Raw genomic sequence first — 20,495 nt, forward strand, 5'->3', positions numbered from 1 at the left:
AATTAGGGTATATACCTCGAGAATAATATCGTTGAATTATGTCCACCAAAACCAAAAGAATTCGACATAGCAACGTCAATATCCCAATCTTGGGCCTTATTTGCAACCACGTCAAAATCATCAATTTCTGCAATCGGGTTCTCTAAATTAATCGTAGGATGTAATTTGCCCGTTTGAATTGCTTGAATTGTTGCAACAGCTTCGACTCCCCCAGCCGCTCCCAGGCAATGACCTATAAGAGACTTTGTGGAATTCATTCGTAAATTTTTCACATGACTACCAAAAGCTTTTTTCAATGCCAAAACTTCCGATATGTCTCCTAGAGGAGTTGATGTCCCATGAGCATTAATATAATTTACGCGTTCTTTAGGAATGCCAGAACTCTCTAGAGCTCCAAGAATACATGAAGTAATGCCCTCTCCATCATCTCTAGGAGCTGTAATATGGAAAGCATCACAGGTGGTATATGAACCAAGTATCTCCGCATATATCGGAGCTCCTCGCTTCAAAGCGTTCTCTAAAGTTTCTAAAACTAAAACTCCAGCTCCCTCTCCAATAACAAAACCATCTCTATCTCTATCCCAAGGACGAGACGCTTCTTGAGGAGCGTCATTCCTCTCCGATAAAGCACGGTTAGCAATAAAACCGGTCAATCCGACACGGTTCACTGCAGCCTCAGTTCCACCACAAACTATCATGTCAGAACGTCCGGAAACAAGATGCTGGTAAGCTGCATCAATACAATAATTCGAAGTTGCGCAAGCTGTGGAGATCGAATAATTTGGACCCATAAGTCCAAAGTCCATAGCAATAAGCGCAGGAGCCATATTAGTAATAATATAAGGGATAAAGAAAGGAGAAAGCTTCTTATTGCCTAAAATAAGACGTTCCATACCTTCATCTAAAGTCTGTAGACCTCCCATACCAGAGCCGATGATAACACCGCAACGGAGAGGATCAGCAGGAAGATTGTCTTTATCCCATCGAGACATCGCAATAGCTTTTTTAGCTGCAACTACTGCGTAAGTAATAAAAGGATCAACTCTACGTGCTTGTTTTTTATCTAAATAAGGCTCGGGATTAAATTCAGGAATCCAAGCAGCAAAACGGGTAGCATAATCTTCGCATGGAAAAGAAGTGATTGTACGAACGCCACTGATACCAGCAAGCAGGTTATCATAAAAGGTGTCTATTTCATTGCCCAAACAAGAAACAACGCCCAATCCCGTGACTACTACACGTTTTTTATTCATAAAGTTATTCTACCCCGTTAAGAAGCTAGAAGCTTGGATGTAATAATGGAACCGTCCTTCCATAACTCCTCCAGACGATAATGATCTCTGATGGATGAGATAAACAAATGGATGACGATAAATCCGTAATCTATAACTACCCAGTCACCATGGCTTAACCCCTCTACATGTAAAGGAGAAACATTATACTGTTTCAATTCCTCTACAATGGTGTCTGCCAAAGCTTTTACATGTACACCAACATTTCCTTCAGCAAAAATAAAGTAATCTGTGAGCTGAGAAATGGCACGGACATCTAAGACAACAGGGTTATTGCCTTTTTTGTTATCAATAATTTTGGCAACTACTTTTAATAAATTAAAGTAAAATAAATCCATAGAAACTAGTATGAGAATACTCGATTATCTAGGATAAGGTCGAGCTTTTTTTCTTAGGTTAAATAATATTCCAGTAATACTTTCTAGCCATTTTTCTAAGTCTTCCTTTAGGTCGTACTACGGTTTTTTCCTCACCTAGCAAAAGAAAGGGCAGATCTAAAATATGATCTGAGAAAGTATGGCTTCTTGCACGCCCTATTTTTTTAAGATGGCTAAGTATTTTCGCTTTATTATCCCCAGTTAGACATTGATTTGCAAGCATTTGCCCTCTAGAAAATTCTTGAAACCCTGAGGCATAACACATATCCGCTCCAAGTCTCTCGGCTATGGGCCGAACAATAAAATCTGGAGACGAGGAAAAAATCATGACTTCCCCTGAAGAATCCTCCAAAGCTTCATGAAATTTTTCTAAAGCAGGAGGGTAAAAATCTTTTTCTTTTAATGTTTCGGCAAACTCTAGAGCCATGGAAGAAAGATTATCAAATGAGACTGTCGAGAGCAAAGAAGAGGCGATTCGCGAATAAAATGAAGGCAAATCTAAAAAAAAAAATCGAAAACGAAGAAAAAACAAACAGCAAGAAGGGAGGGTTTTATAAGAGAATAAGCGGTGTCCTAAAGCGTATTTATAAAACCCTATACTACTATTACCTCGTAGCAATGTACCATCTAAATCAAAAGCATATATACAAGATCGTCTCATGTTAACTGCTGGATTTGTCGCTTCAGATCTAGGATCCCTTGATCCAATTCATCTAAAGCACGTTTGTCTTCTTCAACTAGAGCACTATATTGCATAGCACGATCAAAATCCAGGCCCGAAGATCCAAGAAGTTTCTTATCTTGTTCTAGTTTGTCCTTCAATTCTTTACGACGTTCCAGTCTTTGAGACAAAACCTGCCGCATATTTGTGAGTTTTTCACGAGAATCGGGAGAAGACAGTAGCTGTTCTTCAAAAAACGCTGCTATATGCTGCGAGGTTAGATTTAATCGATTGTCTAAGGCAATTCTTTCCGAAGCGGACAAGAAAGCCGCTTTGGTTAAAGATTCTTTCAATTCTTGCCATTCTGAACGCGCCTGCAGATGGATATCCCCAGAAATACACTTTTCAGAAAACAACTGGATCTTATCAGTCAGCTCTTTAATCGCTTCCTGTCTAATCTGTCTATCTCGAGCTAATTGCTCTTGATACGCTTGTTCTGCGGCCTCTTGTTTTTCGCGAAGCTTTTCAAACAGAGCTTGCAACTCTGCTTTTAAAGCAACAACATCATCATGCACTAAGTCTAGAGCGCGTATACGTTTTGTAGCTGCATCTAAATCTTTGCGAATTTTAAAAAGATCACCGCCCTCTTCCAATACTTGAGCTATATTTGTTAAGTGGTCACGAACATCTTTAGAATTTTCTGCAGATGTAACCCGTAACCGACTTTGCTCCTGACGAATTTCTTTTTCTAAACCTTTGAGCTGATCCCAACACTTACTTAGTTTCAAACGAGTGTCAGAGAATACAGCGGAGGAAACAGCTAAACACTTAGCAGCTTGCTGTAGATTTTTGATTTCCTTCCGTAAAAAAAAAACGGAACGCTTTAATGCATCTTTATCTGCACGAGAAAAATACTTGGAAACAAAAGACTCGACATCTTCTGCAAAAGCTTCACTGACCTTCTCAATAAGTTCTTTTCTTTTCGGAAATACTTGATTTCCTAAAGAAGATAAACGTTGGAAAAACTTACTTTTCATGCGCATACGCATGCCAACATTCATTAATTCCTTTCGCAAATCAATGATTCTTGCGGAGAAACTACTTAACCAGACTAAAGAAGCGTGCAAGTCTTTATAGAAAGTCTTGCGTTTTTCCAAGGTCTGCGTTTCTAAAAATACGGATTGTTCTTCTTGTACTGTCAGAGGATTGGTTCCCTCTAAGAAACTAGTTACATCTTGCTCAAGGCAAGATATGGCTAACTCAATCTGTCCAACAACAAAAGTCCCTTCTTCATCTTGTAAGGATTTAATATGCCGTCCTTCCTTCGTTAAATCAATGTAGCGACGCCAAAATTCAGCCCGCTTACCAACGTTTTCTACTTGATGGAATAATGGAAGACAGTGCTTTCGTATCGCCCAAAACAGCTTTAAATTTGCTCCTTGGTTGTTTCTTAAGGCTTGTTCCATTTTCTCTAAACTAAAAGCGACCTGTTCTTCGATTAATGAAAATCCAGATAACTCTTGAGTAAATATGGTAAAGGATTCATTAGTTACTGCGGCGTTAGAAATGTCATCACTTTTAGATTTCATTTCCTCACTAGAAACCACTATAGAACCTTGTTTTGCTTCTGAAGAATGAAAGCTGTTGTCTGAAGTATCCATAATAACAACTTAGGGTGTAGGGCTTGACAAAGAAATAATGAATAGAAGATAAAGTTTGCCCCCGCTCTGCATTATCGTCAATCGTTTTTATGAACTTATCTACTAGAATTTCTTTTGACAAAGGATTGGAGTTATTTAGAACAAGTCCTTTAGAGAAACTACAGGAAGTTGCGAATATTTTACGTGAGCAACGTTATCCTGACAATAAAGTCACTTATGTTCTAGATGCCAATCCCAACTACACCAACATTTGTAAAATTGATTGCACCTTTTGCGCGTTTTACAGAAAGCCTCGCTCTGCTGACGCATTTCTTCTTTCTTTTGACGAATTTCGTTCTTTAATGCAACGATATATATCTATGGGGGTTAAAACCGTTCTTCTTCAAGGAGGCGTTCATCCAAGATTAGGCGTGGATTATCTCGAAGAGTTCGTACGCATCACTGTTAAGGAGTTTCCCTCTCTTCATCCTCATTTTTTTTCTGCTGTCGAAATTGCACATGCAGCTACTGTCTCTGGGGTCAGCACTGAAGAAGCTCTAGGAAGACTTTGGGATGCAGGGCAAAGAACCATTCCTGGAGGGGGCGCTGAGATTCTCTCTGAACGGGTACGTAAAATCGTATCGCCCAAAAAAATGGGCCCCGACGGATGGATTAATTTTCATAAGCTCGCCCATCGTTTAGGCTTCAGGACAACAGCCACAATGATGTTTGGGCATATAGAAACCGCTCATGACATTCTCCTACATTTAGAAACTCTAAGAAATGCCCAGGATGAAACCCCAGGATTTTACAGTTTTATTCCTTGGAGTTATAAGTCTGGAAATACAGCTTTAGGGCGTAAAGTCCCTAATCAAGCAGCTCCTGAAATGTATTATCGCATCCTTGCTCTCTCTCGCATCTTTTTAGACAACTTTGAGCATATAGCTGCTTCTTGGTTTGGAGAAGGGAAAGAATATGGAGCTCGTGGTCTCCATTATGGGGCTGATGATTTCGGAGGGATTATTATTGATGAGAGCGTGCATAAATGCACAGGGTGGACGTTAAAAAGTTCTGAAGAGGAAGCCCGCGCAATGATTGCTTCTGAGGGTTTCATCCCTGTAGAGAGAAACACCTTCTATGAACACATAGAAATCCCTGCACATCAACCGTGAAGAAAATAATCTTCTGCTATCTTTCCTGCTAGAGTTTCTGCTGTCAATCCTAGGGTAGGCAACTCTCGAAACACAGGATAACGTTTAAACCACGTTCTTTGCTTTTTGGTATATTGACAGGTATTTGTAATAAATTTTTGTTTCACAGCCTCATAGGCCTCTTCTGGAGATCCTTGATCGATAAATTCGATCCACTCTCTATAGCCTATCGCTTTCGATGCTGAGGAATTTTCTCTTATCCCCTGCTCAAGCAATCCACGGACCTCACCAATTAAGTTATCTTCCAGCATCTTCTGACAACGCAACTGGATGTTATCTAGCAAAAGCTCTTTTGGAGGCGATAGAAACCAACCTCGGCAGTTATACTCCCTTGATTCTTGAGGCTCCATGCTCCAGCTATGCTCTGAAACTTTCCTCCCTGTGAGATGGATAATTTCTAAAGCGCGAACAATTTTATTCTTATCATTCTTTGTAATGGTACGTGCGTATTCAGGATCTTTCTGACAAAGATTCTCGTATAAAAAGGATAAGCCGTGATCCTGAATATAAAGAGCAAGCTGATCACGAAATTCACGATCTGCAGGCGGGCCTCCGGGAGGTCCAGAAAGAAAAGTATGGAAGTAAAACCCGGACCCGCCAACAAGAATAGGAACTTTATTCCTAGAGAGGATGTTTTGGCATGCGTGCATAGCCTGATAGTAAAAATCCACAGCATTAAAGAGTTCCTGAACGTGGCAGATATCTATCAAATAATGAGGAATCCGCTGTCTATCTTCTAAAGAGACCTTCGCCGTGCCGATATCCATACCGCGATAAACCTGCATGGAATCCACAGAAATAATTTCTCCGTCAACCATAGAAGCCAACCTTAAGGACACATCTGTTTTCCCTGATCCTGTGGGTCCTGAAAGTAAAATCACAGTACGTTTAAACAAGTTTGCAAATGACTTTTGTGGATCTAAGCAGACATCGCATCCTGTAGATGTTGTAGTATTAGATTGAAATTCGGGAGCACGCATATGCAGTAGGATTAAAATTTAGTAAAACATTCTTGTTCTGATTGGCATACAGGGAAAAGTTGATCGGCGCCTGCCATGCGAATAACATCTGCTACTAAATCCTGAACACAACAAATACAAAGAAGACCTTGGCGAGATTGTAATGACTTAGACAATGAAAATAACAAGCGAATTCCTGCGCTACTCATATAAGTAACGTGTTGAAAGTTGAGCACGATTTTATGCTTCCCCTCTTCTACTTTCTTATTTAGAAATGTTTCCGATCTCGGCACAGAAACAGCATCTAACGCTCCTTCCAAGTAAACAACAAGAACATCACCATACTGTTTAGTTAACCAATCCATAAAAGCAACTCCAAATAGTCCCTCGCAAATATTAGCGATATTATTTACGATAAAAATAAAAAACAATGCGCACCCATGGTAAGAAGCTTTATAAAAACGCTTTTTTCTCCTGGACCGAGATATTCTATCTCTTACGCATTACTATGCATTTTTCTTAGCACCTTAATTTTTATCCCTACCATTCATTGGCTTTTGTTTCCCGAGACTTTTTCACTCCCTACAACAAAAGCTCTGCCAATTAAAAATATTTTCCTGGTCTCCTCATCTTCTTCTAGAATTCCTGAAGTAATTTTTTCAGAAACGCTACAACTCTCCGCAGATCATCCAACGTACCTACATCAATTTACGACTAAGAAGGCAGAAGCCACTTTAAAAGAATTGGGGATATTCTCTTCAGTATCTATAGAAAAGATTCCTGATAATAAAGGTATCATTATCTTTTACTCTTTACACTCCCCCATGGGTTATTTAGGTAACCAAGAAAACACTTTCATTAATTACTCTGGCGAGAAATTCCCTTGCCTGCCTTTTTTTAAATCTCAAAAACTTCCCAAAATTTTTTTCTCTACAAAAGACTTAGAGGCTTCTATTTTACCTTCATGGAAAATAGATATTGCATCTCTCTTCATTGAAGAGCTCAAAGAAGATCCTCCTAAAATTATAGATTTGTCTCTTACGGAAATATATCCTATGGAGATCACAGTAACTTTATCTTCAGGGAGCCTTTTAAGATTTCAATACCAAACATTGTATAATGGTCTAAAGAATTATCATCTCGCTCAAAATAGCACTGTAATAGACTCTCAGCAATCTTATATCTATGATTTAAGATTCCCTAACCATTTATTATTCAGCAAGATATGACGCCTGTAATCATCTTTACTCAGCTCCCTTCTCAAGAAGAAGCTGATTGCATTTCTCATGCTTTAGTCACGCAAAAACTTGCCGCGTGTGTTCATGTTTTCCCAAAGGGAAATTCGACATACATGTGGGAAGGCAAACTCTATATTTCCGAAGAATATCACATGCACATCAAAACAATATCTTCTAGATTCTCAGAAGTTTCCGCAATAATTCAGTCCTTATGTTCTTATGATGTTCCAGAAATCCTTTTGGTTAAAGTTGATGATGGAAATCCGCAGTATTTACAGTGGTTATCTCTAGAAACGGCCCCACAAATACCTCAGGAATGAATAAATCTTGACGTTATTTAGAAAATCGATATAATCTCTTCCGGAACTTTGAGGGATACATAAGTATCTCATTCTTTTTCTCCACACCTCAATTTAATTTGGATTTTATGGAAGAGTTTGTAGCATATATCGTAAAGAATTTAGTTGCTGATCCTGAAGCTGTGGAAATTCGTTCTATTCAGGATGAGTCAGGTGAATCTATAAAGATAGAGATACGTGTGGCTCCCGATGATATAGGGAAGATCATAGGTAGACGAGGAAATACAATACACGCGTTAAGGACTATTCTTAGACGTGTGTGCGCAAGATTAAAAAAGAAGATACAAATCGACTTGATTCAACCCGAAGGCAGCAGAGAATCTGTTAGCGAGGATGAGGATGCTTCCGGTAGTTTTTGTTTCGATTCAAACAACTCTAATGATTCAGAAATGGCCTCTCAATGTTGTGGTCGTGCTACCTGCTGTTCAGAGGATAAGGAAGATTCAGAAGAATCTTCAGCACATCACCAATGCAGCCACAATCACCATTCTGAATAATATTCACTACTTTTCTACTTCTTCATAAATAGAGTTTGGCAATAGCTAAAAACCCCTTTGCGGAGTTTTTAGCTCTTCGCGGTTAATAAGCACTGCTTATTAAAAGTGCTGCTGACTTTCTTCTTCTGATCGAACTTATGTAATCCTGCTATGATCAACTGATGCACAATTTGTTCGAAGGTCCATCCTAAGCGAGCAAAATCATGTAAAAATGGGCTGGATTTTGTCATTCCTGGAATAGGATTCATTTCAGAAAGCCAAAAATTTCCTTCACGATCTAAAAAGAAATCGATTCTACAAGATCCTTTACCTTGAATAACACGATACACACGCTCTGTAAGTTCTTTCACGCGTGTTTTAGATTCTTCGGAAAGATTCAGATCGTATTGTATTGTAGCGCTAGATTTACCATTGAATCCGTATTTCTCTTCATAACCAATAAATCCTTTTGACCCACGGCGCTCATGTGGTTCAGAAATATAATAACAGCTACATGCATCCCCAAGACAAGACACTTCGATTTCTCTAGATCCTAAACGGCTCTCTTCGATAAAGACATCGGTATCGTATAGAAATGCTTCGGATATTTTTGCTTTAAGTTCCGTTTCATTATGAACTTCAAATACACCGATACTTGATCCTAAATGTGCTGTTTTTACAAACATTGGAAAAGTAAATGTTTCTAAAATTCTGCGCATACATAATTCTGGAGTTCGCTTCCAGGTGGGTAAGGTTAATGGCTGATAAGGAACTACAGGAACCCCTACAGAAGCAGCAAGGCGTTTTGTCATAATCTTATCCATACTGATTGCTGAAAAGAGCAACGAAGGCCCTCCATAGGGCTTATTAGCTATTTCCAAGAATCCTTGAAGCGTACCATCTTCACCGAAAGGACCGTGTAGGATGGGAAGAACGAAATCTAAATTAGCTAAAGCTTCTGCGATCTTTGAAGATAACACGTGATAGTTTTTACTATTATAATCGCTTCCCGCATCTAGGTTCGCAACTTGCGACCACAATCCCTGACGATTGATAACGAAATACTGCACATCATAATGTTGCGGGGAAAGATATTGAACGACATTACGTGCGGACAATAAAGAGACATCATGTTCACAAGACTGGCCTCCACAAACTACTCCGACTGATAATTTCTTAGGTTCAAAATCTTTTAAAGCATTGCCTACGGTATGGATATTTCCTGCTCCTAAAGATATGCAGACATCATGAACACGAATATTTTGTTTTAGATGCTCTATGACATTGTCGTAGGGAACATAGGTACAGCAAACATGAGAAGATAAAGAAATAGTTTCTGCTAGTTTCTCAGGAGAAGGTAGATCTAATGGCATTTCTCCAGCGCTGTAGACATCCGTAAGGATGACTTCATCGGCATCTTGGAAAGCATTGAAAAATTCTTCTAAGCAATAGAGCAATCGAGAAAATCTATGCGGTTGGCATATGGCAATGATACGCCGTAAGCCTACAGCATCGCGTAGCGCCCTTAAAGTACAAGAAATCTCAGAAGGATGGTGGGCATAGTCTTCAAGGAATAGGAATTTCTCAGAGGTATTCTTTCTTTCCATACGTCTTTGCACTCCGGAGAAACTTTTAAGAGCTTCTCGAATACTTTCCTCATCGATGCCAAAAGTTAACGCAACACCTATAGCTGCAGCAGCATTTGCCACGTTATGCTTGCCAATCAAGTTAAGATCTATATCTAGGTAGTCTTTTCCTAAGAAAGATAGGGAAAATACAGAACGCCAGCCTTCCTGACGATGCGAATAAATATATAGAGCGCACTCTTGAGAAAACCCATAAGATATTCCAGAGATTCTCCCTTTAAGTTCCTGGCAATCGCCGTTATAAAAACATAAATTCGGATCATCAACCTTGCGGGTGAACTCTTCGATCGTTTGCGCAAGTTTTTCTTTACTTCCTTCGAAGTTACTCAGGTGTTCATTATCTAAATTTGTAACTACAGCTACTTTAGGAAAATAATGCTTTAAAGAGCCGTCACTTTCATCAGCTTCGGCAATAAAATATTCTGAACTTCCTGAATACCCATTTAAATATTGAGAATTCAATCCGCCAATAGCATAAGAAGGATCTTTTTTCGCCGTTTGAAAGATGGCTGTAATTAATGAGGATACCGTGGTTTTCCCATGACTTCCTGAAACTAAAATACTTGTCTGCTCTTGCATTAACAAGGCAAGAAGCTCAGCGCGATGTACTAGGGGGAGCTGTTTTCGCAGAGCTTCTTTATACTCTACGTTATCCTTAGCAATTCCCGATCCATAGATAATCGTACCCTCTTCAGGAACATAACTTTCTTTATGTCCTGGTAAATATGCGGCGCCTTTAGCGATAAGCTTATCTATGGTAATGCCTTGATTTAAATCACTCCCCGATACGGAATATCCCCGGTCCAATAAAATATGAGCCAAGGCACTCATTCCTATTCCACCGATCCCTATAAAATGATAGTGATTTTTCCTATTCATAGATTCCCTATAAACATTCGCAAATAAATTGATAAAAAGACTTAGAGGATTTGTTCTGATAATAATCTCGCAGTGCTGCTCGCCTATTTTTAATAGTTTCAGGATCGAGAGCAAGCAAAATATTTTTAGTCAAAACCTCTTGGGACAGCTGTTTTTCCAAAATCATTGATCCCCCTCCTATAGTATAGACAAGGAATTTTGCGTTTTCTTCCTGGTGTCCATAAGCTCCCGGATAGGGAATAAGTATCGCAGGACTTTGTGCCCACAATAACTCATCTAGAATTGTTGCCCCCGCACGACTAATGACAAGATCTGATGAAAGCAAAACATTCAGCATATCCTGCTCGAAATGTTTCACACAAAAAGATACTCCACCGCGGCTATAGATATGTTGTATAGAAATCACATCACCTTTAGGCCCTGCAATATGATGAACATACATATTTGGATAATCCTTCGCAACTTCTACAAGAGCAAGAGGGACATGATCATTCAATGTTTTCGCCCCCTGAGAGCCTCCCACAACACAAATTGTTGGGGAATGTGATGCAAGACGTTCGGCAATAGGGCTGCAAGCAGAGAAGGCTCTTTTTGGCAAAGAGACCTCCTGAGAAGGACATCGGAAATTCTTAGTTACTGGATGGAAAGATACCCCTACACCTTTAGCAAAACGTGAAAATAGCTTATTTACCCTGCCTGGAATAAGATTTTGCTCATGTAAAAATATAGGGATTTTCTTCTTTAATGCTGCCATTAATACAGGAAGAGAGTGGTAGCTCCCAAATCCAATAACAACATCGGGATCGAAAATACATAGCTCTTTTTTAGCTTTCCTATACCCATTGTATAGGGAAGACATTCTACGAATAGCTGTTACGGGACTAGCGACTGTCGGCAATCCTGAGGGAATCTCTTTATAATGCACATCTAGATCACAAAGATTTGGATGATTATCCAACCCCTTTCCCAAAAGAAGAACGTCTACACCCTCTTTACAAAATGCTTCTCTTGTTGCTAGAGCGGGAACTATGTGCCCTCCCGATCCTCCGACAGCTAGAGCTATTTTGTTGATTTTCTTCACCACACACCTTTAACAGCAATGTAACACCACACATATTAGCAATCAAAGAGGACCCTCCCTGACTGAAAAAAGGAAGATTCACTCCCTTACTCGGCAACAAGCCAGATACAACGCCTAAATTCATAAAAGCTTGTATCCCAATAATCACTGTAATAGCTATCGCTAATGAAGACCCTTCCAAAGAAGAAGCTCGAATAGCAACGACATAACCAGCATAAACAAAATACATATATAGCAAGATCAAAAGCAACATACCAATGAAACCAAATTCCTCAGCATATATAGCTGCAATATAATCATTTTGTGCTTCCGGTAAATAGGTAAGCTTTTGCAGACTCGCTCCTGGCCCCTTACCTAGTAACCCTCCTGATCCTGCTGCAATTTTTGCCTGATATGGCTGATGTCCTCGTCCCTTAATATCCAACTCTGGATGGAGATAGACATTTAATCGATGACGCACATAAGGCATTCTATAAGCAAGAGCACCGCCAATAACAAGAATACACAACAGGGGAAGTAACCAATAACGTAATCGCACAGCTGTCATAATAAATACGGGAATCAAAGAAAACGCAATTACAGCTGCAGAACCATTGTCAGGCTCTATGGCAATTAATAAAATGGGAATGAATAACGTTATGGTCAGCTTAAGAAATAATTTAAAGTTTTCTCGATACTGCGGACGAGAAACCAGGTATTCTATGGCAACACAGGGAACAAGATATTTCACGAATTCTGAAGGCTGTAAAGTAAGCTGCCCTATACCCAACCAACGTTTCGCACCATTCCTACATACCCCTACCCCTGGAATCAAAACAGCGATAAGAGCGACTCCGGCGATCAGTAATAGCGTAGGGCTAATTTTTAGAAAATCCTTCCATCCTGTCATATAAACTAAAGAAGAAAGACCTAACCCTAATAATAAATAGGTAATCTGGCGCATTAAAGCCTTATGTGTACTGCAAGCAAGAGAACGATCAAGAATTTCTGCTGAGGAGGTATCAAAAACCATAACTAGGCCCAGAGAAAAAATCCCTAATAAACATGAAACAATAAACCACTTCATATTGGGCCTAAAGCAAGACTACCGTATACGCAACTGATCTCCAGGTCTAAGTTTGCGCGCCTTATTCTCATCAAGATCATTCATTTTTAATAGGTCTTCAAGACGGATATGATTACGCAAAGCTATAGTCCAAGGGCTATCACCTTCTTGCACGGTATAGAAATCTTCAGCATTGGAGACTTTTACCTGAGGATTCTTAATTTCCTCTTGTTTATTAGATACAGGAACCTTCAATACCTGACCTATCTTCAATTGCGTAGAAGACAAGTCATTGATCTGCATAAGAACGGCTACTGTCGTATGATTTGCCTTAGCAATGCGCTCTAGGAAATCTCCTTTTTTCACAATAACGGTTGCATAAGCTTCTTTCTTAGCAGCTTCTTTAGTAACTTGGGTTTTGGGTTCAGGAGATATAGGTTGCGCAACTGGAACAGAAGGAGTTGTTTGAGGAACACTAGGCGCTGGAGAAGGTTTGACAACCACAGGCTTATTTTCTGCAAATTGTGCTGCTAATTCTTCTTTAGAAACACGTTGAGCTGGGGTTTCTACAATAGGCTTCTCAACCTTTTCAACTTTCTCTTGTACTTTTTCCACACTTGTGGGGGCAACTTCAACAAGTTTTGCTGGTAGAGGAGGAAGAAATACATCGGTATTTTTCTTATCAACATGTTTCGCTGTAGTGAATAACACTAGCACCAAAACTGCATTCACTAAAGTTGCAATTATAATCGTATCTCTACGGTTCATACTCTTAATGCCTCCATGTCACCAACCAATTGCCTAAAGCAATCCCCTCGTTCCTCAAAGCTTCGAAATTGATCAAAACTGGCACATCCCGGAGATAATAAAATGACATCACCAGGCTGTGCGATACTCTGGGCCATGCTTACCGCTTCTTGTAGATCTCGGGCTTGAGTTAAAGGAAGACTACCAGATAAAGCTTGGGCAATTTCGTTCCGACATTCCCCCATAGCCACAATATGTTTTACCGTTTGAGTAAGGATTGGAATCAAAGAGGTAAAATCACTACCTTTGTTCCTTCCGCCCAAAATAACAATGACGTTTTCTTTCACAGCTATTAGAGCTTTTTCTACAGAGCTCATAGTTGTAGCCTTACTATCATTGATATAACTTACGCCATCTTTTTCTCCCAGATATTCTATCCTATGGGGAGGTTTTTCAAAGGTTTGAAGTGCCTGTAAAAACGCTTCCAAAGGAACGTTAGATATCTCATTGGCTAAAGCGTAAGCTGCACAATAATTACTCCTATCATGCAAGTATAATGGTTTTAATGCACTCCCTTTGTCTAAAACCGAAGCTATTTCTTTAGTATAATCCAGATAGGATTTTCCAGGGGAAAGCCACTCTCCAACCCATAAAGATTCAACCGATTGTAAACATTTAGTAATGTTCCTTTTTGCTTCGCTATAGTTTTGCAGACTTTGATGATAATCTAAATGATTCTCAGAAATATTTAAAATAGCAGCTCCTGATAGCACAGGAGTCTCTATTTCTTGTTCGGTTAGTTGAAAAGAGCTGATCTCAACAACACGGATACCTTTTTCACGCATTGCCTGAAGGATAGGCACGCCTATATTCCCCATAGCAAAAGCTCCCATCCCCATAGAGCGCAGTAGATGGACTAAAAACAACACTGTTGTTGTTTTCCCTGCCGATCCTGTAATTCCAATAGAAGGATACCGATGAAACTCTGGATCTTGAAAAGCTAGCTGGACATCGGTAACTATAGGAATCCCCCTACGTTTTGCTTCAACCACCAAACTATGCGAGGGCTTGACTCCCGGAGAACGTACAAATAAATCCATATCTTCAGGAAATTCTTCGATGGTATCTAGATAACGCTCATGGAAGAAACTACAAGAGTTTAGAGCATCTAAAGATCCATCGATTCCAATCACATAACTTCCCCGAGAATGAAGAAACTCTGCTACAGACTTTCCAGTCACCCCTGCCCCTAAAACTATGACTCTTTGGTGTTTCACAAACTATCTCCACAATGCTGCAATGATCCCTAAAATCATACAAAGTAGTCCTGCTATATAAAAACGCGCGACAACTTTTGTTTCGGAAATTCCTTTATACTCATAATGATGATGTAGGGGAGAACATAGAAAAATACGCTTTTTCCTTAAGCGACAACTCCCAACTTGTAAAATTACAGATCCTGCTTCTGCAACAAAAACTCCCCCCAACAAAATTAAAAGTAATTCTGCACGAAGCATCACAGCGCAGCTCCCCAACACTCCTCCGATCAGCAAGGATCCTGTATCGCCCATAAATACCTGTGCAGGAGCACGATTGTATTTTAGGAAAGCAAAGCTTATGCCTATCAATGCAGATAATACTATAGAGACATCTTGAGCTAAAGGCATGGTAGGGTTAGAAAGAGCAACAACCAACAAACCCAAGGCACTCATGCATGTAGTTCCTGCGGCCAAGCCATCGAGACCATCCGTAAGATTTACAGCATTGCTCGTCCCTACAATTGTTAGCATTGCTAAAACAAAATAGAAAAACTTACCTAAAATAGAATGTCCGACAGAAACCGTTCCGAAAAAAGGAACCTGTAATGTACAGAATAGCGCGCTTCCTTTGTATATGGAGAATATCGTTACAATGGTGATAGCGGAGATGATTAGCTGAATAACGAATTTCTGTTTTGCTGTGATTCCGTGCCCTTTTTTCCTTTCCTTTTTTATAATGTCATCATACCAACCTAAGGTTCCCCAACTGATTATCAAAAATACAAATAACCACGTTGAAAGCTTCCCTAAGGGAAGCCAAAGGAAAACAGTCGTTAACAAAACAATACAGAAAAGTATGCCTCCAGCTGTAGGTGTATTTTTTTTATCCTGATGCAGAGCTTCTAGCTTTTCACAGTGTTCTTTATGCACCTGATCATAGTGATTTTGCTTTTTCAACCAGGAAATCACGGGTCTCCCTAAGAAAATCCCCAGGAAAAATGCTAGACCAAACACTGTTGCCAAAAGAAGCATCCAGGATTCGTTAAAATAAGAAAATACAGAACTCATAAGTAAAGTATTAAAAATTAAAAACAGCTCAGCAGAGATTCTAAAGCTAAAGATCGTGATCCTTTTAGCAAGACAATATCTCCTTGCTGGACGACTTTCTTTAAGATCTCTTCAATACCCTGAGCAGATGGGTGAAAGGAAACTTCACAAGAACCGTAGTTTAATACATGTTGTATCGGCAACCATTTTTCTCCAATGAAGAAAATAATACTAGCCTTTGATAAAGCTTTTTTAGCAACAATAGTATGTCCTTCCTCGGAATAATTTCCTAATTCTGCCATATGACCTAAAATCAATATGATTTTTCCGCTTTCTGAAGGATGAGGAATAGCGTCTAAAGCAGCAATCATTGCTTCTGGACAGGCATTATAAGCATCGTTGATTACTTGAATGCCATTTCGCATGCTTTGCTCAAAACGCATAGGAGGGAGTTGCAAATCACAACAAGAGTGAACTATCCTATCGACAGGGACTTCAAGAAGCCAAGCCAAAGATAGAGAAATTAATAAATTGCTGTAGGCTGGCTGATAAGGAAAAGAAATTGCAAAATCTATATCGCCTTCAGGGGTGCTTATAATCACGCTGTCCTTACGAATAGCCTTATAGTAAAAATCGGCGGTCTCATTATGAAAAGCAAAGGAAAACTTTTCAGAAGACGAAGCCTGTTTTATAAAGTGCGGGTACCATGGAGAATCTTTAGGAAGAAGCTGTACACGACTATTTTGTAAGATACGTCCCTTTTCTTCAGCAATGCCTTGAATGCCTTTATCGGAGAAATTCATAGCATGTTGATCTACCACATTCGTGATTACAGCAACCTCGGGCTCTACTATAGAAAGTAAATCCTTCATATTCCCTGGTTCAGAGACGCCCATTTCTAAAATGATAAAATCTTCATTGCCGTCTGCCATTAATAAGCTTAAGGGAACAGTAAGTTGAGAGTTGTAGCTTTTAGGGCTCGCGTATACCTTATACACTGAGGAAAGAAAAGTATTTGCAAATACTTTTGTTGTTGTCTTTCCGATAGACCCGGTAATCCCAACGATTGTTCCTTGAAATAGATGACTTTGGTTTTCTCCGGCTTCTTTCAATGCTTCTGTAGGATCATTAACAATAATTAACTCTAACCCGAAAGAATCTCCACAATAGTCTTTAGAAACTACTGCTGCCACGGCTCCCGCCTGCGCGGCATGTTTAAGGAAACGGTGTCCGTCTGTACATTGCCCAGAAAGAGCAAAAAATAAATCTCCTGGACGCACCTGACGGCTATCAATAGCAACCCCAGAAATCTTTTTCCCAGACCTTGGGTATTTCACATCAGATAACATTAACGATACCCAATCTTCTAATAAGATAGACTGCATTCCTCGACCTTTTGTCTATGATTAAAGTACACTCACTTAGAATAATACTATTTGAGTGGTCATACGATTTATGAATTCTAGGATTGAATCAGAGAGCATTTCAAATATTTTGTTCGTCAATATAAATAAACATACTACATGAATGCAAGCAACGTTATAACACTCTCGTAAGATTTCCTACTGACTATAAAATCGTATTTCGCTTAAACTAGGGTTTTCTTTCGCTTTTTTGGTGGCATAGCCAAGCGGTAAGGCCGAGGCCTGCAAAGCCTCTATCCCCGGTTCGATTCCGGGTGCCACCTTTCTTTTTATCTAAGGTATTGTACTCTAAAAAATGACTTGGTAGTGTGAGTTTTGCTTAAGACTTCTTGGAGGCTACCATGTTAGACAAGGAAAACTCTCTGTATGATACAGATAAAAAACTTTTCCTTGGAATAGACAAGGTCTTTCACTCCATCAAGGACCACTACGGCCCGGTGAGCTCATCTCTATCTTTTTTTGAGCATCAAGGTTATCTATCTTTATCTCGTATCACGTTAACAGATCCTCATGAAAATATCGGTGTGGATTTTGCTAAAGCCATGGCAAAGAAAATCCATAAAAAATATCTTGACGGCGTCACTACAGGGGTCATTCTACTCTATACTCTTCTTAAAGAAAGTTACCTTTTTTTAGATCAAGGTTTGTCTCCTTATAAACTTTGTTTTGCTTTAAGAAAAATGAAAGAGAAACTTTTAACATCTTTAACGAAACATTCTTGGCCTTTAAAAGATAGTAATAAAGCTAGAGGAATTATTTTTTCTTCTCTTCCAGATCCTAAAATTGCTACAGAATTGACAGAAGCTTTTTCCTCTGTAGGTTCTGAGGGATTCATTTCGTTGTCACTCGGCATTCCCCATATACAGGTAACTCGCGGATTAAAAATTCCCTGTGGGTATATCTCTCCTTATTTCATTTCTCAACCTACGCAGCGAACGATTATACTTTCTCATCCCCGTATCTTTGTTACTGATAAAAAGATTACCTCAGTTCTTAGCTTCTTCCCTCTACTTCAAGAATTACAAGAGAATGGAGAACGCTTGCTGATTTTCTGTAAGGGCATAGATCAAGATGCTCTTGCTACATTTACAGTAAATAAACTTGAGGATCTTTTACAAATTGTTGTCGTCGATTTAAACAACCCCTCCTTGGATTCAACTTTTGCTGAAGATATTACCCTATTCACAGGAACTACAGTTTTCTCCCAGAGCTTTTCTCCAGCTACCCAACTCCCTGAACGCGCATCTTTAGGTTCTTGTGCTTCTGTAGAAATCTCTGAAGAAGAAACGGTCATCATTCATGGAAATAGCGTCTCTGAAGTTCTAGCATTAAAAATACATCAAATAGAAGAAGAAATACGCACCAGCTCTTCTCAAGAGAAAAAAACGGCATTGACAAAGAGAAAACACCGCTTACAAGGTTCTGTTGCCATCGTTCCTGTCTGCGAAGAAACCAAGTTTTTCTATTCCTCCGCTCTCTCCGCATTAACATCTGCCTTAGACAAAGGTTATATTCCTGGAGGTGGCGCAAGTCTATTCTATGCTTCTTTGAATCTATATGATGAGGAGAACCTCTCTGAAGAAGAACAAGCTGCTATGCATGTGACACAGATGTGTTGTCGCGCTCCTTTAGAGCAATTAATCAGCAACCTAAAGTTAGACAGTAAAATGGTTATCGATAAACTCCTATCGTTATCCACCCCCAGTTTAGGTATGAATGTTCTTTCTCAGCAGATAGAAGATTTTATTGCTTCAGGAATTTTAGATCCCCTAGCTAAAATCACCGATATTTTTTCCCTGGCGCTAGAAACAGGATTAAATATACTTTCATCAAAAGTAATCATTAACGATGTAAATAAATAAACTATGCGGAAGTCTTATATTGCTAGATATACAGCGCGAACTTTTGCTCAATAGCTTTATTTTCAATATTTCGAAGAGATTAAAATATTGCTATTTCATGTGAACTACAAACAAAATAGTTAATGAGAAAATCCTGACACAGTACTATGTTTGCTTTCGTGTTTTGTTTAGAGATATTTTAAAACGAGAACGCTGTTTCCCTTCTTTTTAAATATCAGAAAAACACGCTATCTTTGTTATTTCGAAGATAAAAATTTATCACTATATTTCCTTTCCTACTGAGGAAAGAGCTTAAATTATTGTAAATATTGATAGAAAAAACAGGGATGTCTTTTTTTATTAGCTTATAGCTTTTAAAAATAGACTATCCTTAGGGAAACAGACTATGCATAACAAATCTTCAGAAGCTCATCGTATTATTCATATCTCTGATGTGCATTTTTGTGTCTTTCCTAAGAATCCTTTAACCTGTCTAAATAAAAGATTTAAAGGAGCGTTGCGCCAAGTATTCGGTGGTGTGACATTCCAATCATCCACAATAGCTGAACGTTTCCCAGACCTAGCTGTAAAATTACAAGCGGATAGCATTTGCATTACGGGTGACTTTTCTCTAACAGCTTTGGACGCAGAATTCTTACTTGCTCAAGATTTTGTGAACAACCTAGCACGAAATGCTTCTGTCTATGTGCTTCCTGGAAATCATGATGTGTATACTCAAAAAGCACTGAATCATCAGACGTTCTATCAATATTTTCCTAATACACAATTACAAAATGAGCAAATTTCCTTTAACAAACTTGTAGATCATTGGTGGTTAGTCTTACTAGACTGTTCGTGTTTGAATGGTTGGTTCTCAGCAAATGGCATGATAAAATCCTCGCAAATTTCTATTTTAGAAAACTTTATTCTCAGTCTGCCCCCACAAGAAAATATTATTATTGCCAACCACTACCCTCTTTTACCTACAAAAGACCCCTCTCATGATTTAATTAACTACTTACTTTTACAACACGTCCTGAAAAAGTATTCTAACGTACGTTTATATCTTCATGGACATCATCATCAGGCTGCGGTTTATAACTGTAAAGATCACGCACCGAATATGATTTTAAATAGTGGGTCTATTTCATTACCCTCTAACGCACGCTTTCATATTATAGATCTATACCCTCAAGGGTACCACGTCTATACCACAGCAATAACAAATCTCCTAGACACTAAAGAACCTTTAGAGATTTCTATAGAAGCAAGTTTGGAGTCTTGGTAATTTTTTAAGAAAAGACAAGGGCAAA

Annotated in this window: 19 protein-coding genes and 1 tRNA gene; 7 read left to right on the top strand and 13 right to left on the bottom strand. The window is 39.1% G+C overall.

What is annotated here, in order from left to right:
• Positions 1–2 precede the first annotated feature (2 nt).
• The 4 genes from fabF to CCA_RS04270 are packed head-to-tail and all read right to left on the bottom strand — an operon-like array spanning position 3 to position 3,991.
• Positions 3–1,253: a beta-ketoacyl-ACP synthase II gene (fabF, locus tag CCA_RS04255; protein ID WP_011006808.1), complete on the bottom strand. Its 1,251-nt coding sequence runs from the start codon at positions 1,251–1,253 to the stop codon at positions 3–5.
• A 17-nt stretch (positions 1,254–1,270) separates the two neighbouring features.
• Complete coding sequence (rsfS, locus tag CCA_RS04260; protein ID WP_011006809.1) at positions 1,271–1,630, bottom strand: ribosome silencing factor; 360 nt, start codon at positions 1,628–1,630, stop codon at positions 1,271–1,273.
• Between the two features lie 58 nt (positions 1,631–1,688).
• A complete protein-coding gene (locus tag CCA_RS04265) occupies positions 1,689–2,330 on the bottom strand; it encodes an HAD-IB family phosphatase (protein WP_011006810.1) in 642 nt (213 codons plus the stop codon).
• Positions 2,327–3,991 carry a hypothetical protein gene (locus CCA_RS04270; RefSeq protein WP_011006811.1) on the bottom strand — a complete coding sequence of 555 codons (1,665 nt, stop codon included), beginning with the start codon at positions 3,989–3,991 and terminating at the stop codon, positions 2,327–2,329. The genes CCA_RS04265 and CCA_RS04270 overlap by 4 nt, the downstream gene beginning before the upstream one ends.
• 89 nt (positions 3,992–4,080) lie before the next feature.
• Between CCA_RS04270 and mqnC the strand changes: the two genes are divergently transcribed.
• Positions 4,081–5,142 carry a cyclic dehypoxanthinyl futalosine synthase gene (gene mqnC, locus CCA_RS04275; RefSeq protein WP_011006812.1) on the top strand — a complete coding sequence of 354 codons (1,062 nt, stop codon included), beginning with the start codon at positions 4,081–4,083 and terminating at the stop codon, positions 5,140–5,142.
• Here the strand turns inward: mqnC and miaA are convergent.
• Positions 5,133–6,161, bottom strand: a complete 1,029-nt coding sequence (gene miaA, locus CCA_RS04280) for a tRNA (adenosine(37)-N6)-dimethylallyltransferase MiaA (RefSeq protein WP_011006813.1) — start codon at positions 6,159–6,161, stop codon at positions 5,133–5,135. The two genes, mqnC and miaA, sit on opposite strands and share 10 nt — an antisense overlap.
• A gap of 11 nt (positions 6,162–6,172) precedes the next feature.
• Positions 6,173–6,505, bottom strand: a complete 333-nt coding sequence (locus tag CCA_RS04285) for an STAS domain-containing protein (protein ID WP_011006814.1) — start codon at positions 6,503–6,505, stop codon at positions 6,173–6,175.
• 75 nt (positions 6,506–6,580) lie between these two features.
• On the opposite strand from CCA_RS04285, the gene CCA_RS04290 reads away from it, so the two are divergent.
• From CCA_RS04290 to CCA_RS04300, 3 genes are all read left to right on the top strand, one after another.
• Complete coding sequence (locus CCA_RS04290; protein WP_011006815.1) at positions 6,581–7,369, top strand: hypothetical protein; 789 nt, start codon at positions 6,581–6,583, stop codon at positions 7,367–7,369.
• Positions 7,366–7,698, top strand: coding sequence for a divalent-cation tolerance protein CutA (cutA, locus tag CCA_RS04295; protein WP_011006816.1), 333 nt, complete (start codon positions 7,366–7,368; stop codon positions 7,696–7,698). Before CCA_RS04290 ends, cutA begins: the two co-directional genes overlap by 4 nt.
• A 107-nt stretch (positions 7,699–7,805) precedes the next feature.
• Positions 7,806–8,234, top strand: coding sequence for a KH domain-containing protein (locus CCA_RS04300; protein ID WP_011006817.1), 429 nt, complete (start codon positions 7,806–7,808; stop codon positions 8,232–8,234).
• A gap of 68 nt (positions 8,235–8,302) precedes the next feature.
• Here the strand turns inward: CCA_RS04300 and CCA_RS04305 are convergent, their stop codons facing one another.
• Genes CCA_RS04305 through CCA_RS04335 form a run of 7 tightly spaced genes read right to left on the bottom strand, consistent with a single transcriptional unit; the run spans position 8,303 to position 17,302 of the window.
• Complete coding sequence (locus CCA_RS04305; RefSeq protein WP_011006818.1) at positions 8,303–10,738, bottom strand: bifunctional UDP-N-acetylmuramate--L-alanine ligase/D-alanine--D-alanine ligase; 2,436 nt, start codon at positions 10,736–10,738, stop codon at positions 8,303–8,305.
• Between the two features lie 7 nt (positions 10,739–10,745).
• Positions 10,746–11,822, bottom strand: coding sequence for an undecaprenyldiphospho-muramoylpentapeptide beta-N-acetylglucosaminyltransferase (gene murG / locus CCA_RS04310; RefSeq protein WP_011006819.1), 1,077 nt, complete (start codon positions 11,820–11,822; stop codon positions 10,746–10,748).
• Positions 11,731–12,885: a putative lipid II flippase FtsW gene (gene ftsW / locus CCA_RS04315; RefSeq protein WP_011006820.1), complete on the bottom strand. Its 1,155-nt coding sequence runs from the start codon at positions 12,883–12,885 to the stop codon at positions 11,731–11,733. Before ftsW ends, murG begins: the two co-directional genes overlap by 92 nt.
• Before the next feature lie 18 nt (positions 12,886–12,903).
• On the bottom strand, positions 12,904–13,632 hold the full coding sequence (locus CCA_RS04320; protein WP_011006821.1) for a lytic transglycosylase: 729 nt from the start codon (positions 13,630–13,632) through the stop codon (positions 12,904–12,906).
• Positions 13,629–14,888, bottom strand: a complete 1,260-nt coding sequence (gene murD, locus CCA_RS04325; protein ID WP_011006822.1) for a UDP-N-acetylmuramoyl-L-alanine--D-glutamate ligase — start codon at positions 14,886–14,888, stop codon at positions 13,629–13,631. Before murD ends, CCA_RS04320 begins: the two co-directional genes overlap by 4 nt.
• 3 nt (positions 14,889–14,891) lie before the next feature.
• Positions 14,892–15,938 carry a phospho-N-acetylmuramoyl-pentapeptide-transferase gene (gene mraY, locus CCA_RS04330; RefSeq protein ID WP_011006823.1) on the bottom strand — a complete coding sequence of 349 codons (1,047 nt, stop codon included), beginning with the start codon at positions 15,936–15,938 and terminating at the stop codon, positions 14,892–14,894.
• Between the two features lie 17 nt (positions 15,939–15,955).
• A complete protein-coding gene (locus CCA_RS04335) occupies positions 15,956–17,302 on the bottom strand; it encodes a UDP-N-acetylmuramoyl-tripeptide--D-alanyl-D-alanine ligase (RefSeq protein ID WP_011006824.1) in 1,347 nt (448 codons plus the stop codon).
• Between the two features lie 231 nt (positions 17,303–17,533).
• On the opposite strand from CCA_RS04335, the gene CCA_RS04340 reads away from it, so the two are divergent.
• The 3 genes from CCA_RS04340 to CCA_RS04350 all read left to right on the top strand — a co-directional run bounded on the left by CCA_RS04340 (position 17,534) and on the right by CCA_RS04350 (position 20,470).
• A tRNA-Cys gene (locus CCA_RS04340) sits at positions 17,534–17,604 on the top strand.
• A gap of 78 nt (positions 17,605–17,682) precedes the next feature.
• Complete coding sequence (gene groEL3, locus CCA_RS04345; protein ID WP_011006825.1) at positions 17,683–19,203, top strand: variant chaperonin GroEL3; 1,521 nt, start codon at positions 17,683–17,685, stop codon at positions 19,201–19,203.
• A 385-nt stretch (positions 19,204–19,588) separates the two neighbouring features.
• Positions 19,589–20,470 carry a metallophosphoesterase family protein gene (locus CCA_RS04350; RefSeq protein ID WP_011006826.1) on the top strand — a complete coding sequence of 294 codons (882 nt, stop codon included), beginning with the start codon at positions 19,589–19,591 and terminating at the stop codon, positions 20,468–20,470.
• Positions 20,471–20,495 lie beyond the last annotated feature (25 nt).

The organism is Chlamydia caviae GPIC, assembly GCF_000007605.1.
GTDB lineage: Bacteria > Chlamydiota > Chlamydiia > Chlamydiales > Chlamydiaceae > Chlamydia > Chlamydia caviae.

What these genes read in the sequence shown, in the direction of transcription:
- fabF (WP_011006808.1), bottom strand. Translation starts at nt 1,253, where the DNA reads ATGAATAAAAAACGTGTAGTAGTCACGGGATTGGGCGTTGTTTCTTGT.
- rsfS (WP_011006809.1), bottom strand. Translation starts at nt 1,630, where the DNA reads ATGGATTTATTTTACTTTAATTTATTAAAAGTAGTTGCCAAAATTATT.
- CCA_RS04265 (WP_011006810.1), bottom strand. Translation starts at nt 2,330, where the DNA reads ATGAGACGATCTTGTATATATGCTTTTGATTTAGATGGTACATTGCTA.
- CCA_RS04270 (WP_011006811.1), bottom strand. Translation starts at nt 3,991, where the DNA reads ATGGATACTTCAGACAACAGCTTTCATTCTTCAGAAGCAAAACAAGGT.
- mqnC (WP_011006812.1), top strand. Translation starts at nt 4,081, where the DNA reads ATGAACTTATCTACTAGAATTTCTTTTGACAAAGGATTGGAGTTATTT.
- miaA (WP_011006813.1), bottom strand. Translation starts at nt 6,161, where the DNA reads ATGCGTGCTCCCGAATTTCAATCTAATACTACAACATCTACAGGATGC.
- CCA_RS04285 (WP_011006814.1), bottom strand. Translation starts at nt 6,505, where the DNA reads ATGGATTGGTTAACTAAACAGTATGGTGATGTTCTTGTTGTTTACTTG.
- CCA_RS04290 (WP_011006815.1), top strand. Translation starts at nt 6,581, where the DNA reads ATGGTAAGAAGCTTTATAAAAACGCTTTTTTCTCCTGGACCGAGATAT.
- cutA (WP_011006816.1), top strand. Translation starts at nt 7,366, where the DNA reads ATGACGCCTGTAATCATCTTTACTCAGCTCCCTTCTCAAGAAGAAGCT.
- CCA_RS04300 (WP_011006817.1), top strand. Translation starts at nt 7,806, where the DNA reads ATGGAAGAGTTTGTAGCATATATCGTAAAGAATTTAGTTGCTGATCCT.
- CCA_RS04305 (WP_011006818.1), bottom strand. Translation starts at nt 10,738, where the DNA reads ATGAATAGGAAAAATCACTATCATTTTATAGGGATCGGTGGAATAGGA.
- ftsW (WP_011006820.1), bottom strand. Translation starts at nt 12,885, where the DNA reads ATGAAGTGGTTTATTGTTTCATGTTTATTAGGGATTTTTTCTCTGGGC.
- CCA_RS04320 (WP_011006821.1), bottom strand. Translation starts at nt 13,632, where the DNA reads ATGAACCGTAGAGATACGATTATAATTGCAACTTTAGTGAATGCAGTT.
- mraY (WP_011006823.1), bottom strand. Translation starts at nt 15,938, where the DNA reads ATGAGTTCTGTATTTTCTTATTTTAACGAATCCTGGATGCTTCTTTTG.
- CCA_RS04335 (WP_011006824.1), bottom strand. Translation starts at nt 17,302, where the DNA reads ATGCAGTCTATCTTATTAGAAGATTGGGTATCGTTAATGTTATCTGAT.
- groEL3 (WP_011006825.1), top strand. Translation starts at nt 17,683, where the DNA reads ATGTTAGACAAGGAAAACTCTCTGTATGATACAGATAAAAAACTTTTC.
- CCA_RS04350 (WP_011006826.1), top strand. Translation starts at nt 19,589, where the DNA reads ATGCATAACAAATCTTCAGAAGCTCATCGTATTATTCATATCTCTGAT.